Source organism: Bacteroidota bacterium (genome assembly GCA_018266755.1).
Classification (GTDB): Bacteria; Bacteroidota; Ignavibacteria; order Palsa-1295; family Palsa-1295; genus JAFDZW01.
Map to the genome: position 1 here is coordinate 156,419 of JAFDZW010000005.1, position 16,124 is coordinate 172,542.

Here is a 16,124-nt window from a genome sequence, read left to right on the forward strand (position 1 = left end):
AGGAATTGCTCAACGCGCTCCCAACATCACAATGTGTTAGAATTCCTTCTTTTGGAAGGCATATACGGACAGACCGAAATAGACGCAGGTTAGGCCACAGATAAGTCCGATCGGTGCCCAACTGATCGGCTGACCGAGAATCGCATTCTTCATATTATCCCCCATATCCGAAGCTTGCGGAAAGACATAGTATAATACCTCGGCGATTGTCGAAAGAGTAGATTTTCCGCCACCGGAGTTGCCGACGAGATGCTCGACCCCCTTGAGAATCGCAATCAATCCGGAAATAAAAAATAAGCCGATGCCAATGATGATCGAGAGTGCACTTGATCGTGAAAGCACGCTAATCAACACCACAATCGCATAGATACCGGCGAAGCCTAGCATAATAAATACGCTGCTCAGCAGAAACGAAGGATTCCAAATCCCGATCGAGGTAGATACGACCACCCACATACCGAGTATGAAGTACACGGTTTCGATCGCGATGATCGACAAGCTGCCTACATACCGACCAAGCAAATACATCCAACGGGGGACTGGTTTTGATAACAGTAGGTCGATCGTCCCTTTCTCCATTTGCGAAGTGATGAAGCCGGTTGTCGCAAACACCCCAACACAAATCGTCATGAAATAGAGAATTCCAGAGATAACCGTATAGAATATATCTAATACCGTAACCTGTATGACACTCGCCATCGGGCCCCCCTTGCCGCTCATCTTCGTCTCTTGAAACTGATGCATGGCGTCCTGCACCGATGAACTCTGGAATACAAAAAATGTAATCAGAATAATCACTGTGGAAAAAACGAAGAAACCGACAATCGTCTTCTTCGCGCGTGCTTCGCGGTAGGTTTCTTCAATGATCGCAAGAAATTGTTGCATAGGGATATTACGCTTGGGCCCGTTGGACGTCAGAATTACCGATCAGTTGGATGAACATATCTTCCAGAGATGTACGCTTTGCATGGATATCGCGGATGAGGATACCATGAGCTCGTAGCGCGTCGATTGCGGCATTCAGCTCTTCGATCGAAGAACATTCGATTGTAATATGACCATCGGGCGCCGATCCTCCGACAGGGTGCAAGAGAGGAATCGCCTCTTCGTACTGTTCGGCAGTCACAGAGATGTCGTACGTATCCTTCTTTGAAGTGAGCGCATCCACCGTTCCTTCCGCAACGACTTTTCCTTGCCGAAGGATCGCGACGCGATCCGAAACCTGTTCCACTTCGCTCAGGAGGTGAGAATTCAAGAACACCGTTTTCCCGCGCTGCTTCAGATGAATCAGTACGTCGCGAATCTCTTTTCGCCCGACGGGATCGACGCCATCAGTCGGTTCGTCAAGCACGATCAGATCGGGATCATTGATAAGTGCTTGTGCAAGTCCGAGCCGCTGCATCATGCCCTTGGAGTATTTTCGAACCTTCATGTCCCGCCAATCGCTCATCCCGACAAGCGAGAGGGTTTCGTTGATTCTGGTTTCAAGAATGCTGCGGGGCACCATCGAGAGTTTACCGAAATATCGAAGCACCTGCTCTCCCGTTAAATGCAACGGGTATCGATGACTCTCCGGCAGATACCCAATGCGTGCTTTGGCTTGTATGGAGCCGAACGGATGGCCGAGCACATAGCCGGAGCCGGCGGTAGGGAAGACAATCCCGAGCATACATTTGATGAAGGTCGTCTTTCCGGCGCCATTCGGACCGAGGAGCGAATAAATCTCGCCCGGTTGGACTGAAATCGAGATGCCTTGCAACGCTGGTACGGCCTTTGCGCCTCCACCGAAACGTTTTGTAATACTATCGGTTGTAAGAACGTATTCCATGAACGATGGATCGTGATGATTGTGCGTGTAAATATACCATAGATTCGAGCGGATGTTACGAAGGCATGAAGGAAAGGTGGCAGTGATTACCGGGGCGGCAATCGGCAATGGTCGGGCAATGGCCTCGCGATTGGCACGCGAAGGAGCGCAGGTGGTGGTTGCGGATGTGGACGATGCGACAGAGACGTTGAATGAAGTTTCCGCTCAAGGGAATGTCCTTGAACCGTACTATTCACAAACGGACATCACGAATCCGGCCTCGGTCTCGGCACTCGTCGATTCGATCCGTGTGAAGTTCGGCAGGCTCGATATCCTTGTGAACAATGCAGGTGTGTATGAAGAGGAGCCGTTCGAACTGCTGACGTACGAACGCTGGGCGAATATGTTGAATGTGAATCTTAACGGACTCTTTCTGATGTGCAAGGCAGCATTGCCGCTGATGAAGGAACGTCATTTCGGTCGCATCGTCAACCTCTCGAGCAATACGGTGTGGCTTGGTACACCGTACCTGACCCACTATATCGCAAGCAAGATGGGCATTATCGGTTTCACTCGCGCGCTTGCCGGCGAGGTCGGACACTTTGGCGTAACTGTCAATGCCATTACGGTCGGGCTGACCGCGACACAGCGTCCGGCGGATTCCAAACTCGGGAAATCCTCGATGCTCGAGTTCGTTTTGCCGCAGCAGGCCATCGGACAAACCGAGACTCCGGATGACATTGCCAGCGTTGTTTCATTTCTGGCTTCCGACGATTCTGCGATCATCACCGGACAGACAATTAACGTCGATGGCGGTGCCGCGCGGCACTAAGAGGGAACTCTCCAACTTCATTTTCTCTTTTCTGTGTGCTTTTCAAACAAGAAACGGCGCCGTAGCCAAGTGGTAAGGCAGAGCTCTGCAAAAGCTCCATTCATCAGTTCGAATCTGATCGGCGCCTCTCTTCATTGCTCCCCGGTAGTACGCTATACCACTCGCTTGAGATATTCTGTTCTAATCTCGCTACTGATTCTGGGTATCAATACGTCGTTCGCCCAGACGACTCGCCATGACGATCAAGCCCCGAAGCGTAAGAAAATAAATCTCGGACGATTAATCAACGGCAGGTATTCGGAGCTCGCTCCGATTATCGCTCCGAACGGACGCTACCTGTTCTTTACGATGGGCAAAGAACACCCGATGAATATCGGCGACGATCATTTGCAGGACTGCTACGTCTCGAAACTTCTTCCCAATGGACAGTGGTCGGTCCCCAAGAATCTCGGATTTCCGATCAACTCCAGCGGTAACGATGCCATCTCCGGCGTCTCGCCCGACGGCCGAACCCTCTTCATCAAGAACTTCGCATACAATCCGACGAGCGGGCTCTGTTTTGCAAAGATCGATTCGGTCGGGCATTGGCATATTAACCCGATCACCATCGAACATTATTCAAACAGCAGCCATCTTTCGTCTCAATGTATCAGCGTCAATGGCGATTACATCATCGTTTCCATCGAACGCGAGGATGGGTTCGGCACACTCGATCTCTATGTCTGTAAGGTCAAAGACAGAAACAAGAATCTCTATGGTGAGCCTCAGAATCTGGGACCTGTGATCAATACACCGGCAGATGAGTTTGCTCCATTCCTGGCGGCAGACGGGAAGACCCTGTATTTTTCCTCCAGAGGTCGAGGCGGCTACGGCGAGGCCGACGTGTATATTACAAAACGTCTTGACGATTCGTGGGTGAACTGGAGTGCCCCCAAGAACATGGGGCCGGATATCAACACCGATGGGATGGACGCATATTACAGTGTCCCTGCCTCGGGAGATCTGGCATACTTCTCTTCGATGAACGGGGCGAATCAGTTGGATCTCTATAAGATATCGTTGCTCGATGACGAGCGACCTGACCCCGTGATGCTACTTCAAGGGAAAGTGATGAATCGGGCTGGGGATGTGATCCACGCATTGGTGGTCGCGACCGATATGATGCAAAATATGGAGGTAGCATCGTCAGAGAGCTCGGAGGGGTTAGGAGAATTCTCGTTGATCCTGCCTGCGGGCCGATTATATCGGCTTTCTGTCTCGGCACCGGGCTATCTGCCGTATAGCATGCAAATGGACGAAACGAATGCCGAACAATTCTCCGACACATCGATTACGGTACTGCTTGATAGCATCGGGGTCGGTAGTGTCGCCACGATAGAAGACATTTTCTTCGATTTCAACATGGCGACGCTCCGTCCGGAATCGAATTATTCACTGGACGCGCTCGCAGAATTGCTTCTAAGAAATGCGAAATGGACCGTTCGGATCGAAGGCTACACCGACAGCGTTGGCACTGTCGAATCGAACAAAAAGCTCTCGTTCCTTCGAGCACAGGCTGTTTCCCAGTACCTCATTAATAAGGGCATTAAGGAGCGCCGGTTGTCTGTTGAAGGGTTTGGTCCTGACGATCCGGTAGCCGATAACTCGACCGAAGAGGGAAGAAGAAAGAATCGGCGCGTACAATTCAGAATCATGAAGATCGAAAGCGAGGGGGAATAATACTCACAGATGGCAACGAAACTCATTGATACGATACGTCCGGTAGCAGAATCTGCAGCCGCGGAACGTGGCTTGTATGTTCTTCATTGTATCGTCAGAGGGACTGACTCGCGGCCGGTGATCGAGATAACCATCGATGGGGATCGTCTTGTGGGGGTCGAAGACTGCGAAATAGTAAGTAAGGCGTTGCAATCATTTGCCGACGAACAACTCGGTCAGAATGTCAATTACCGACTTGATGTATTGTCCCCAGGCATTGACGAACCAATCATTTACGATTATCAACTTAAGAGAAGTATCGGACGAATTCTTCGAATAAGTTATACAGATGACCTGAGTATTCGTGAGGTAACCGGCAGGCTTGTCGCGTTTAATGAAAGCGAGCTTACTATCGAACAAGAGAAGCTCACTTCAAAGGGTCAATCCCCGAAGAAACTGGGTGCCCTTACAGTACCCCGGGAGTCCATCACGAGTGTCCGACAGATCGCCATGATCCGGTAAATTCTCGAAATTGGTGAATTTTACGGCAAAAACCTCTGTTAGATAGTTTCTCAAAAGCTGTGTTATTAAAGTGTTGCAGACTTTGGGCGCCAAAGTCTGTTTCTGTTTCTACGGTGCTATTATGAATCCACAAATTGTAGAATCCTTCGCGGAAATGGTCCGCGAGAAGGGCATTGACCGCGACATCCTCATGTCTGTCATCGAGGAGACGTTCGCTATGATGGTGCGCAAGAAATATGGCCAAGAGGCCAAGTTCGACATCGTCATGAACATGGATAAAGGCGACATCGAGATCTATCTCGAGAAGCAAGTCGTCGATGTGGTCGAAGACCCGACAACGCAAATATCTGCGGAGGATGCTCGTCTGAAATCCGGTGAAGATCTGGAAGCCGGCGACGAATATGTGGAGATCATCCGCACGACGAAAGACTTCGGTCGCCGCTTGATCATTACCGCGAAGCAGAACCTGAATCAGAAGATCAGGGAGATCGAGAAAGACAACCTCTTTAACGAATACAGCTCGCTCGTCGGCGATATCATTGTCGGCGAAGTGTATCAGCAGCGACGTGGCGATCTCTTTATCCTACACGAGCGCCGCGAGCTATTGCTTCCGGCGAGCGAACAGATCTCGCGTGAACGCTGGCGTAAGGGCGATACCATTCGCGCACTCGTGAAGGAAGTACGTCGGAATTCGGTAAACTCGACGCCGGTCGTCATTCTTTCGCGCACCGATAATCGCTTCCTCGCAAAATTGATGGAGATCGAAGTACCCGAAATCTTCGACGGGTTTATTACGATCAAAGCAATTGCCCGCGAACCAGGCGAACGTGCGAAAGTTGCCGTCGAATCGAACGACGATCGTATCGATCCGGTGGGCGCTTGCGTGGGTATGAAGGGCGTGCGTATTCACTCGATTGTGCGTGAACTCGCAAACGAAAGCATCGATGTGATCCCGTGGGCAGAGGATCCGGCGATGTTCCTCGCTCGTGCGCTCTCGCCTGCAAAGTTGATCTCCGTCGACCTCGACGAAGAACATCACACCGCGACGGCCCTGGTCTCCGACGATCAGGTTTCGCTTGCGATCGGCAAACAAGGACAGAATGTGCGGTTGGCATCCCGCCTAACGGGGTACCAGATCAACCTTGTCAAGGAAGCTCGTGATGAGGAAGATATCGAGTTGATCGAGTTCCGCGACGAACTCGGCCTCGACCTGTACACCGAGTTGATCAAGGCACGTATCGATACGGCTCGTGAATTCCTCGATACGCCGGAAGAAGTGTTGCTCAAGATTAACGGGCTGACGCCTGAGCGAATCGTTCAGGTACGTGGCATCCTCTCGGCAGAACTGCAACAGGCAGATCAAGAACTCGAGAGTATGGCCGAAAAAGCCGGATTTAAGCTCACGACCATGCGCGCCGATGGCGGCGACGCAGATGCCAAGGCCGAGTAAGCGATATGAACTCGGTCGAAATGCAGTTCGAGAACAAATACATTCAGATACGCTCTAACGTATGGCGGTTGAACCGACAGAGAAAGCGAAAAAACAAACAGTCCGTACCCTTGCGACGGAACTCAATATCAGCCATGATACACTGATCGAGTTTCTGCAAAGCAAGGGCTTTACCGGCATCAAGACCATCATGTCGAAGATCGACGAAGATGCTCTTGAGGTGGTGATGAAGCAGTACGGCAAAGAAAAAGACGTTGCCGAAAAACGTCAAAAGAAGGTCGCCGCATTCAAAGAGAAACGGTCAAAGACAAAAGAGGGCGAACCCGAAGCCCCGAAGTCGGCAGAACAGCCGGTTGCAAAAGAGGTCGTTGCGCCCACTCCCGAACCGGAGGAAATCACGCCACAGCCTGAGGTGGTCGAAGTTGCTCCCGCTGAAGCGCCGGTGCTCGAAGAACCCGTGCCCGAGGTTATTCAAGAAGCACCTGTTGTCGAAGAGATTGTCGCTGTAGAACCCGAAGAAGCTGCTCCTGCGGAGGACGCGACCGTCGAAAGCGGAGTTGACGACGGGACGATGGAAGAGGTCGAAGGACCCGACGGAAAGCGGAAGCGCCGGAAAAAGAAAACGACCACACTCTTGATGTCCGCCGGCACCGCGGACACCACGACCATGCCGGGCCTCAAGATCAAAGGCAAGATCGATCTCGACGCTCTCAAGCCGCAAAAGAAGGAAACGCCGAAGCCGCCCGAACTGCGCAAAGCCGGCGAACCGAAGAAGCTGAAATTGAAAACCGGCGATGCCGCCAAACGTGGCAAGGCCGAGTTCGAAGATGCAGAGAAAAAGAAACGCGCCCGTCCGGATAAAACCGTAGATGCCCGCGAGGTCCGCGATGCAGTCCGTCGCACGATGACCGGTCTTGACGAAGGTCGAAGCCTCGCCGGCCGTGCACGTATGCGCAAGATGAAGCGCAGAGAACGCGCCGAGACCGAAGAGAGGAAGTTGCAGGAGGAGATTGCCGAGCAGTCATCGGTGATCCGCCCGACCGAGTTCGTGACCGCCAACGAACTTGCGAACCTCATGAATGTCGACGTCGGACAGATCATCTCGAAGTGTATTGCGCTTGGCCTGATGGTATCGATCAACCAGCGCCTCGACAAGGATACGATTCAGCTCGTTGCCGACGAATTCGGGTATAGTGTCGAATTCCAGGAGGAATATACCACCGACACGCTTGAGGATACTTCGGATGCAGAGGAATCGCTCAAGCCTCGCCCGCCGGTAGTGACGATCATGGGTCACGTCGATCATGGTAAAACTTCGCTCCTCGATTACATCCGCAAATCGAACGTCGTTGCGGGCGAATCTGGTGGAATTACGCAGCACATCGGTGCATACGAAGTGACGCTCGATTCCGGCCGACAGATAACATTCCTCGATACGCCGGGTCACGAAGCCTTTACGGCTATGCGTGCGCGCGGTGCCCAGGTTACGGATGTCGTTATCCTTGTTGTGGCTGCCGATGATAGTGTCATGCCTCAGACCTGGGAGGCTATATCCCATGCGACTGCGGCTGGTGTTCCGTTGGTGATTGCCATCAATAAAGTAGACCGACCGGAAGCAAATCCCGAACGTATCAAACAGCAACTTGCCGATAAGAACATTCTTGTCGAGTCATGGGGTGGTAAGTACGGTTCGGTCGAGATCTCTGCCAAGACCGGCATGAATGTCGATAAGCTTCTGGACCGAGTGCTCCTTGAGGCCGATATTCTCGAGCTCAAAGCAAACCCGGATCGCGAAGCACGCGGTGTAATCATCGAAGCGGAAGTTGACAAGGGGAGAGGTATTCAAGCCACTGTGCTTGTTCAAAAGGGGACACTCAGAATGGGTGACCCGTTTATCGCCGGAATGTATTCGGGCCGCGTTCGTGCAATGTTCGACGAACGAGGAAACCGTGTCGAAGAGGCCCCGCCGTCCCGTCCGGTACAGCTATTGGGCTTTGACGGCATTCCGCAGGCCGGCGATCAGTTCATCGTCGTTGAAAGCGATAGCGTCGCAAAAGACATTTCCACAAAGCGTGTCCAGCTCAAGCGCGAGCAGAACTTCAAGCAGATCCACGGCGTATTGAGCCTCGACGATCTGTCGGCGCAGATCAAAGAAGGTGCTGTGCAGAATCTGCGAATCGTCCTTAAGGGCGACGTGGACGGTTCGGTGGAAGCACTCGCCGACTCGCTCTTGCGGCTTTCTACTGCCGAGGTGAAAGTCGAAATCATTCACCGGGCGGTTGGTGCAATCAACGAGAACGACGTTAGCCTGGCTGCAGCATCGAATGCGATTGTCGTCGGCTTTCATGTCCGACCGAATCTCGATGCCCGAAAGATCGCCGCTGCCGAACATGTCGATATTCGCTTGTACAGTGTCATCTACGACTGTATCAACGAGATCCGCAGCGCTCTCGAAGGATTGTTGGCACCCGAGCAAAAGGAAGAGATCCTTGGCTCTGCAGAGGTGCGCGACACGTTCAAAGTCCCGAAGGTGGGTACGGTGGCAGGTTGTTATGTCGTCGATGGAAAGATCACGCGCAACTCGAAAATTCGAGTCATCCGCGATGGCATCGAGGTCTTTGCCGGATCGCTTTCGTCACTGAAGCGATTCAAAGAGGACGTCCGCGATGTCGATACCGGATACGAATGCGGTATCGGGTTAGAAAACTTCAACGATCTCAAGGTGGGCGATATGATCGAGTCCTTCCGTATTGTCGAAGTCAAGCGCAAACTCGAAACTACCGTCCCCGCTCGCTAAGGCTGCTATGTCAATCCGTACTGAACGGGTCGCAGGGGAGATCCAAAAGGCGCTCGCCGATATCTTCCAGCGCGAGTTTTCCCATTTGTATGAAGGAATCCTGACGGTTACGGCCGTCAGGATCACTCCGGACCTGCGGCATTGTAAGGTCTATCTATCGATCATTACCCGTGGGAGTGAGAACACTCGCGAAATGATGGTTCGCAATATCGAGCGTGAAACACCCCACGTTCGCGCTGCACTTGCCAAAGCCGTGCGGATGCGATATGTGCCGGAACTCCGATTCTATCTTGACGATACGCAAGACGAGGTCGATCGCATCGAATACCTGTTTAAGGAGATCCACCGTCGTGAGGGGAATGCCGGCGGAAGTGAGTGAGGAAACTCCGATCCTGACGGCCGAATCGTTCGCGCTCGACCGCGAAGCTGCGCTTGAGCAGTGCAATTCGCTTTCCGGTGCGATGCTGCTCATCGATAAGAGCTATGGCATTACGTCGTTCGTCCCGGTGTATATCCTCCGAAAAATTCTTACCCGTCTCAGTAGCGATAAGTGGGTGAAAGTTGGCCATGCCGGCACGCTCGATCCGTTGGCAACAGGGCTGCTGATACTCGGCACTCGCCGCGCGACGCGAAGCCTTACCGAATTCCTTGGTTCGGAGAAAGTATATCAGGCAGAGTTACGACTGGGCATCGTATCCCCAAGCTTCGATCTTGAAACGCCGATCACAGTAGAAAGTGACCTTCGCGGCATTACTAACAGCGAAGTGGAAGCTGTGGTACTCGGGCGGGTTGGGGAGCAGATGCAATTTCCTCCCGTCTTCAGCGCCGTCAAACAGGGAGGAAAGCCGGTCTATAAAGCTGCTCGCAAGGGGAAGCCGGTGACGCTTGAAGCAAAACCAATCGAGATCTATGCGATCACCGATCTGGACATATCCTTGCCCTACGTCCGCTTTTCGGTTCATTGCTCCAAAGGCACCTACATACGAAGTCTTGCGCATGAGATTGGCGAAATTCTCGGTACCGGTGCCGTGCTAACCGCGTTGCGGCGTACGCATATTGGGGAGTACTCGGTTCACGATGCCCTTCACTCAGACGAACTTCGACAAACACTCAGTTCGCTCAACGCATGAAAGTAACCTACGGTATCGAAAATATCGTCTCCGTTGCGCACACGGTGAGCACGCTCGGAAGCTATGACGGCCTGCATCTCGGGCACAGGGACATTCTACAGGTGTTGAAGCACAAACGCGATTCCGGAGGCCACGCCCGTGCTGTTGTCCTGACCTTCGACCCACACCCGCAAGAAGTACTCCGACGCAACGATACAACCGTCAATCTCCTGACCACCATCGACGAACGTCTTGCGCTTCTTGCGGAGACCGGCATCGACGAAACGGTCGTGATCAAGTTCGACCGTCAATTCTCGCAAACGCCGTATGCCGACTTCTTTCGGGAGGTGATCGTCGAAGGGCTTGGCACCGACGCCATGGTCGTCGGCTTTAATCATGCATTCGGAAAGAATCGGGAAGGGGACATCGCCCACCTCGAACAACTTGGAGCAGCGAGCGGCGTGGAAATCACAGAAGTCCCGCCTCACATCGTTGATGGCGTCCAGATTAGCTCGACGAAGATCCGACACGCGCTACAGGAGGGCGACGTGCAGACGGCACATTTATTCCTGGGGCGTCCATACGCCGTACGCGGCGTTGTTGTTGACGGCAACAAGATCGGCCGCACACTTGGATACCCGACCGCAAATCTATCGATCGCACCAAACAAGCTCGTCCCGAAAGATGGCGTGTATGCGGCAACAGCCAGACTCTCTTCGGGTACTGTGCGAGCTGCTGTGAGCATCGGCATGCGGCCGACGATCGGCGACGGACTTGCGCGTGTCGTGGAAGCGTTGCTGCTGGATTTCGACGGGGATCTCTACGGAGCGACCCTGGAACTGCAATTACTGCAGCATATTCGTGAGCAAATAGCATTTGCCACCCTCGACGAATTGAAAGCCAAGATCACCGAGGATGTTACGACCGTGCGGTCGTTGGTAACACTCTAACGCGAAACGATTTTAACCACGAACCATGACCATCTCAGGACTGCTAAACGGAGAACTCGCCAAAACCGAAGCGGAAACGGCTGTAGTGTCCGGTCGTGACGGATTACTCGTCATCAAGACCGATATGAGACTGCAAGAGGTCTTTATCGACGGCAAAACCGTCTCTGACGGTAATTCGGTGGCGCAAGTCGAGGTTGAGGTCGAATCCGAGCGCGATCGGATCATACGAGAGCGTTTTCAGTCGGCGCTCACAAACGCAGAAGGCGGACAGACGGGTACCGGCGGTCATGCAAAGGTAGTCAAATCCCCAATGCCTGGACTGGTCAAAGCGATCAATGTTGCTGTCGGAGATCACGTAAAGCGCTCAACGACTGTCATTATCCTCGAAGCCATGAAGATGGAAAACTCAATCGCCGCAGGCGCCGACGGAATCATAAAGAAGCTCTCGGTCACCATTGGAAACTCGATTGAAAAAGGCGCCGCGATCTGTGAGATAGAAGGGCAATAACGCGAGCCATTGCAACTTTACATAATGTATCTATTGACAACAATACTTATTTCTGCGATTGGAGGGCCCGTTGTAAGGTTCGCAGTGAGTCCAGTTTGCGGTCGATTGCCGATTCTAAGTTTCTGACGTCCCAATATCCCTTGTCTTCGAAGTAACCCTTCACGAGAAAATTGTGCTTCAACGCGTCGGTAAATTCCTCGGTATTACCCGCAGACCGACTTAACTTTTCCATGATGTCCTTGACCTCGTATATGGACGATGTCAGCGAATTCATGCTAACCTTCAGGCTCTCGAAAAGCGAACTGTCGTTCAGGAGTTTTGCGACCGATCCGTTGCCGGAGCCCAATTTGGTTAAGATATCGGTCACGGCGGCCGTACTGCGCTGTACTTCGGTCGTCACGGTAACCAATGACTTATTTGCTGTACCGATCGTCCCGGTAATACCTCTCATGAGGTCATTTGTGGAGGCAATCGTCTGCGTTAATTGGTTATACAGATCATCTTTGGTCAACAGACTCCCAAGTGTCCCTTTTCCGGCGTTAATACCTCCGATAAGCTGATTGATATTATGGAGAAATTCATTCGTATTTGTCACGACGCCTGTGACCGTATCGATCATCGCTCCAAGCTCGAATCCCGATTCTCCAATGATCGTACTTTTCGGTGGCATCAACTGCGTATTTGACTTGCCGACGCTGATGGCAATTGCTTTATTACCTACTAATCCCTCGGTAACGACGCTCGCTCTGGAATCCGTATGCAGAAGCGGTAACGCATCCTTTACCACGTAGATACTCAGCAGGACCGAATCCCCGGATCTCTGTGGAAGGTCTATCGTATTGACACTTCCTACATTTATGCCTTGTATTTGAACCTGAGCTCCCTCTTTTAGGCCGCTGATATCTTTGAATTTAACAAAATAAACAAAAGTATTACTGAAAAGCTTCTGTTTATCGCCGATCACGAATACACCGATCACCAATAAGGCGAAGCAGATAATCATGAACAGGCCGGTACGTGCTACAGGTGCTTTCGATAATTTCATGCGTAGATATCAGATCGATCGGTGGATGATCCGCTCGCGTCTGGAACGGTCTAATACAGCCGCTTCGAGAAATTCGTTCAAATGAGAGGTTTCCGTATGTCGCAGATCCTCGATCGGCCCGTCAAAAATCTTTTTTCCTGCATCGAGCACGATCGTCCGGTCGCTAACAGTATACGCCGTAGGCAGATCATGTGTGACGACGATGGAAGCAACCTTTAGCTGCGTCTGCAGGCTCAGTATGAGTTCGGCAATACTGGAGGCCGTAATCGGGTCGAGACCCGTCGTCGGCTCATCATAAAGAATCAGTTTGGGCTGAAGGACGATCGAGCGGGCCAGGCCAGCTCGCTTGCGCTGACCTCCGGAAAGTGAGGCCGGCATCTCATCGAGCTTCTCCGAGAGCCCCACAAGTTCAAGCGCCCGAACGATACGCGCCTCGCGCTCCGGAAGCGTCATTTTTGTGTGCGTGGCGAGCAGCAAATTAAGATTCTCGCCGACGGTCATGGAGTCGAACAGCGCACCGCCTTGAAAGAGGAAGCCGATCTGCTTACGCATTTCGTGCAAATCCGCGTCTTTCATCTTCGAAAGCGGCTGGCCTTGAAAATAGATCTCACCCGTTTCGGGGACTAACAATCGAGCGATCAGCTTCAGGAGCACGCTCTTCCCCACCCCGCTTTTTCCAAGGACCGTAACCGTCTCCCCTTCATGAAATTGCATCGAGACGTCACGCAAGACATCCAGTGGGCCGAATGATTTCGACACATGCTCCACCGACACGATGACATTACCTTGCGTCGCCATGACTCTATTTGGTCGTATCGAAGAGTAACACGGTGATCTTGACGACGAACATGTCGACAATGAGGATCAATAGCGAGCTTATAACGGCCGCATCGGTTGCCGAACGTCCGACACCTTCGGTACCGCCTCTGGAGTTGAACCCTTCGTAACAGCCGACGATACCGATCACAAACCCAAAAATAATTGTCTTCACGAGCCCCGGCACAAAATCGACGAATGAGATGCTGTTCATCACGCTGTTGTAGTACAGCCGGAAGCTCATTCCTGCTTCGATCTTCTGGACAATAGCCGATCCGAAAAGTGCGATCACATCGGCATACATTGTCAGTAATGGCAGCGCCACCATGCAGGCGATTACGCGTGTGGTGACCAGGTATTGAAACGGGTCAAGCGCAGACACCTCCATGGCATCGATCTGTTCCGTCACGCGCATCGACCCCAGCTCAGCCCCGATCCCAGCAGCAACACGACCTGCGACGATCAGAGACACGATTACGGGTGACAGTTCACGGAGGGTACTCACTGCGACCATTGCCGGGACGAACGCCTCGGCGCCGAATTTCAGCATGATCGGGCGGCTCTGCATCGTGAGCACTGCGCCGATCACGATTGCTACCACGGCGACGAGCGCAAACGAACGCACCCCGACGTCATAGATTTGCTTGATCGTTTCCTTCAGCTCGATCGGAGGCCGGAATATCTTAACGAAGAATCGGCCCGCAAAACGACCGATCCCCCCGATCTTGGTCAGGATCTGTTCGATCGATAGCGGCGAGGTCAGATGCAAGGTGTAGTAGTTGCTGAATGTACAATCTGGCTACCGCAGGTCCTTGACTTACTTTTTTCCTTTGACCTGCTTGATGAAGTCCAGCCCTTTTTTGGCATCTTCATCTTTCGGATTGATCTGGAGTGCCTTCTTAAAGGCCTCTTCCGCCTTATCATACTTTTTAAGCTGCAGATATCCGCCGCCGAGCACCTTATAGATATTAATCATGTACGGTGACGAAGCGGAAAGATACTTCTGCGCATGTTGCGATTCGAGCATCAAAATGCAACGATCGAAGTTCTTGGCTGTATAGTATGCTAAGCCGAGTCGGGCATACGCTTCACCGACCATTTCTTGCGACTCTTTTGTCGTCGCCAGCGCTGCAGCTTGATCCAGGAGACTCTCAGCATCCTTGAGCGTGGATTCCTGTGCCATGTCAACATCGGCTAGGCCAATCATACCATTGACGTTCTTCGGATCCTTTTGCAAGACGAGTGTGAACACGCTTCGAGCACTGTCGTACATCTTCCCGAACACGTAGAGCTGGCCGGCTTTAATAAGATTGTCGGAAGAGTGCTCAAGAGTATTTAACTCTTTATACGTCTCCGCTGCGTCGCCCCACCGCTTCATCGAGGAATACAGGCTGATGATCTGCTGGTAGACCTTGGTTTTCTCATCTTTTTTACGGATGGTGTCACCGACAAATGACTCCTTCCACTTCGCAATACCATCGACGGTGTCACCCTTCGAGATCAGCGAATATCCCCAATAGTACAAATCATACGGGGTCAGATTCTTTGCCTGCTTGAATATTTCAATCGCTTTGTCGAATTGACCACTGAAGAAATAACTCCGGGCCAGATAATTCTGCGCAGATCCTTTAAGTGAATCGACACTTGATGACTGTTCCAGATACGGGAGCGCCTTTTGATATTGGCCGCTTTCTGAAAGTGCTTGTGCGGCAAGCCATGTACCGTCCATGTCTGTTGGATCCAACTCATGATACTTTTCGGCATATTTTGCCGCGTTCGCAAACTGGCGTGAGCGGAAGAATATCCAAGCAACTTCATAATAGGCCGGCGAATAAGACGAATCCATCTTTGTGATCTTGATCCATTCGTTGATCGACTCGTCGTATTTCCGTGCTCTGTAATACAGACCCGCAAGTTTTGCAAGCACCGAAATGTCGTTCGGATCGAGTTTCTTGGCCTGCTCGTATTGCTGAATTGCCAGGACGGTAATGCGCTGCTTTTCATACAGCTCGGCAAGTCCAAGATAGGGCCGCACATCGTTGGCGCTTACCCCTTGCGCTTGATAGAGAGTTACCTCGGCCGCCTTCAGGGAATCGACTGCGAGGTAATACCGGGCAAGGGCAAGGTATGTCACGATATTCTTATCGTCAAGCTTTAGTGCGGCGCGAAATTCTTTCACCGCGTCTTCTCGCTTCTCCTGCTTCCCGAACAATTGCCCACGGCCGATCCGAACATAGATACTTTTGCGATCGATATCATATGCAGTCGCGAGTTGCTTCTCAATATCAGGAAGCGGCTTCCCGGCTTCGATCATGGCCATGGAAAGCGCTCCGAGTGCATCGGCACTCTTCGGATTCGCCGCGGCGAGTTGCTGCAGATCAGCAAGGGCTTGTTTCGTGTTGCCAAGCTCGATGAGTTTCAGTGATTTTGAAATCTTGTCGGTTACCGACTGGCTATATGCAGCAGCCGTAATGAGCAAACCTGTGCTCAGAGCGATGATCAGCGTGGAAATTCGAACGATTCTCATGAATAGTGCAGTCTTTCTATAACTGTAGCAAGCAAAAGCTGTGCCGACATCAAACGCAGAAGA

At 52.1% G+C, this 16,124-nt stretch carries 15 protein-coding genes and 1 tRNA gene; 10 read left to right on the forward strand and 6 right to left on the reverse strand.

Annotation, left to right across the window (positions count from 1 at the left end; translation table 11 throughout):
- Positions 1-36: 36 nt before the first annotated feature.
- Entirely contained in the window at positions 37-885 is an 849-nt protein-coding gene (locus JSS75_05235) for an ABC transporter permease subunit (protein ID MBS1903089.1), read from the reverse strand.
- A 7-nt stretch (positions 886-892) separates the two neighbouring features.
- Positions 893-1,828: an ABC transporter ATP-binding protein gene (locus JSS75_05240; GenBank protein MBS1903090.1), complete on the reverse strand. Its 936-nt coding sequence runs from the start codon at positions 1,826-1,828 to the stop codon at positions 893-895.
- 52 nt (positions 1,829-1,880) lie between these two features.
- Between JSS75_05240 and JSS75_05245 the strand changes: the two genes are divergently transcribed.
- From JSS75_05245 to JSS75_05290, 10 genes are all read left to right on the forward strand, one after another.
- Positions 1,881-2,639, forward strand: a complete 759-nt coding sequence (locus tag JSS75_05245; GenBank protein MBS1903091.1) for an SDR family oxidoreductase — start codon at positions 1,881-1,883, stop codon at positions 2,637-2,639.
- Between the two features lie 55 nt (positions 2,640-2,694).
- A tRNA-Cys gene (locus JSS75_05250) sits at positions 2,695-2,766 on the forward strand.
- Positions 2,767-2,804: 38 nt separating this feature from the next.
- Positions 2,805-4,358, forward strand: coding sequence for an OmpA family protein (locus JSS75_05255; GenBank protein MBS1903092.1), 1,554 nt, complete (start codon positions 2,805-2,807; stop codon positions 4,356-4,358).
- Between the two features lie 9 nt (positions 4,359-4,367).
- Complete coding sequence (locus JSS75_05260) at positions 4,368-4,859, forward strand: hypothetical protein (GenBank protein ID MBS1903093.1); 492 nt, start codon at positions 4,368-4,370, stop codon at positions 4,857-4,859.
- A 121-nt stretch (positions 4,860-4,980) separates the two neighbouring features.
- Complete coding sequence (gene nusA, locus JSS75_05265; GenBank protein MBS1903094.1) at positions 4,981-6,309, forward strand: transcription termination factor NusA; 1,329 nt, start codon at positions 4,981-4,983, stop codon at positions 6,307-6,309.
- 61 nt (positions 6,310-6,370) lie between these two features.
- Positions 6,371-9,106 (forward strand): translation initiation factor IF-2, encoded by a 2,736-nt coding sequence (infB, locus tag JSS75_05270; GenBank protein MBS1903095.1) that lies wholly within the window; start codon positions 6,371-6,373, stop codon positions 9,104-9,106.
- Between the two features lie 7 nt (positions 9,107-9,113).
- Positions 9,114-9,485, forward strand: a complete 372-nt coding sequence (gene rbfA / locus JSS75_05275) for a 30S ribosome-binding factor RbfA (GenBank protein MBS1903096.1) — start codon at positions 9,114-9,116, stop codon at positions 9,483-9,485.
- Positions 9,478-10,236 (forward strand): tRNA pseudouridine(55) synthase TruB, encoded by a 759-nt coding sequence (gene truB, locus JSS75_05280; protein ID MBS1903097.1) that lies wholly within the window; start codon positions 9,478-9,480, stop codon positions 10,234-10,236. Before rbfA ends, truB begins: the two co-directional genes overlap by 8 nt.
- Positions 10,233-11,165, forward strand: a complete 933-nt coding sequence (locus JSS75_05285; GenBank protein MBS1903098.1) for a bifunctional riboflavin kinase/FAD synthetase — start codon at positions 10,233-10,235, stop codon at positions 11,163-11,165. Before truB ends, JSS75_05285 begins: the two co-directional genes overlap by 4 nt.
- 25 nt (positions 11,166-11,190) lie before the next feature.
- A complete protein-coding gene (locus tag JSS75_05290; protein ID MBS1903099.1) occupies positions 11,191-11,673 on the forward strand; it encodes a hypothetical protein in 483 nt (160 codons plus the stop codon).
- A 46-nt stretch (positions 11,674-11,719) separates the two neighbouring features.
- Here JSS75_05290 and JSS75_05295 read toward each other — a convergent pair whose 3' ends face one another.
- From JSS75_05295 to JSS75_05310, 4 genes are read right to left on the reverse strand one after another with little or no spacing between them, the layout of a single operon-like run.
- Positions 11,720-12,718 carry an MCE family protein gene (locus JSS75_05295; protein MBS1903100.1) on the reverse strand — a complete coding sequence of 333 codons (999 nt, stop codon included), beginning with the start codon at positions 12,716-12,718 and terminating at the stop codon, positions 11,720-11,722.
- A gap of 9 nt (positions 12,719-12,727) precedes the next feature.
- On the reverse strand, positions 12,728-13,516 hold the full coding sequence (locus tag JSS75_05300; protein ID MBS1903101.1) for an ATP-binding cassette domain-containing protein: 789 nt from the start codon (positions 13,514-13,516) through the stop codon (positions 12,728-12,730).
- Between the two features lie 4 nt (positions 13,517-13,520).
- Entirely contained in the window at positions 13,521-14,297 is a 777-nt protein-coding gene (locus JSS75_05305; protein MBS1903102.1) for an ABC transporter permease, read from the reverse strand.
- Between the two features lie 54 nt (positions 14,298-14,351).
- Positions 14,352-16,061, reverse strand: a complete 1,710-nt coding sequence (locus JSS75_05310) for a tetratricopeptide repeat protein (protein MBS1903103.1) — start codon at positions 16,059-16,061, stop codon at positions 14,352-14,354.
- Positions 16,062-16,124 lie beyond the last annotated feature (63 nt).

Bases quoted from the DNA above. Each gene is read 5' to 3' on its own strand.
- JSS75_05235 (MBS1903089.1), bottom strand. From the start codon at position 885: ATGCAACAATTTCTTGCGATCATTGAAGAAACCTACCGCGAAGCACGC.
- JSS75_05240 (MBS1903090.1), bottom strand. From the start codon at position 1,828: ATGGAATACGTTCTTACAACCGATAGTATTACAAAACGTTTCGGTGGA.
- JSS75_05245 (MBS1903091.1), top strand. From the start codon at position 1,881: ATGTTACGAAGGCATGAAGGAAAGGTGGCAGTGATTACCGGGGCGGCA.
- JSS75_05260 (MBS1903093.1), top strand. From the start codon at position 4,368: ATGGCAACGAAACTCATTGATACGATACGTCCGGTAGCAGAATCTGCA.
- nusA (MBS1903094.1), top strand. From the start codon at position 4,981: ATGAATCCACAAATTGTAGAATCCTTCGCGGAAATGGTCCGCGAGAAG.
- infB (MBS1903095.1), top strand. From the start codon at position 6,371: ATGGCGGTTGAACCGACAGAGAAAGCGAAAAAACAAACAGTCCGTACC.
- rbfA (MBS1903096.1), top strand. From the start codon at position 9,114: ATGTCAATCCGTACTGAACGGGTCGCAGGGGAGATCCAAAAGGCGCTC.
- JSS75_05285 (MBS1903098.1), top strand. From the start codon at position 10,233: ATGAAAGTAACCTACGGTATCGAAAATATCGTCTCCGTTGCGCACACG.
- JSS75_05290 (MBS1903099.1), top strand. From the start codon at position 11,191: ATGACCATCTCAGGACTGCTAAACGGAGAACTCGCCAAAACCGAAGCG.
- JSS75_05295 (MBS1903100.1), bottom strand. From the start codon at position 12,718: ATGAAATTATCGAAAGCACCTGTAGCACGTACCGGCCTGTTCATGATT.
- JSS75_05300 (MBS1903101.1), bottom strand. From the start codon at position 13,516: ATGGCGACGCAAGGTAATGTCATCGTGTCGGTGGAGCATGTGTCGAAA.
- JSS75_05310 (MBS1903103.1), bottom strand. From the start codon at position 16,061: ATGAGAATCGTTCGAATTTCCACGCTGATCATCGCTCTGAGCACAGGT.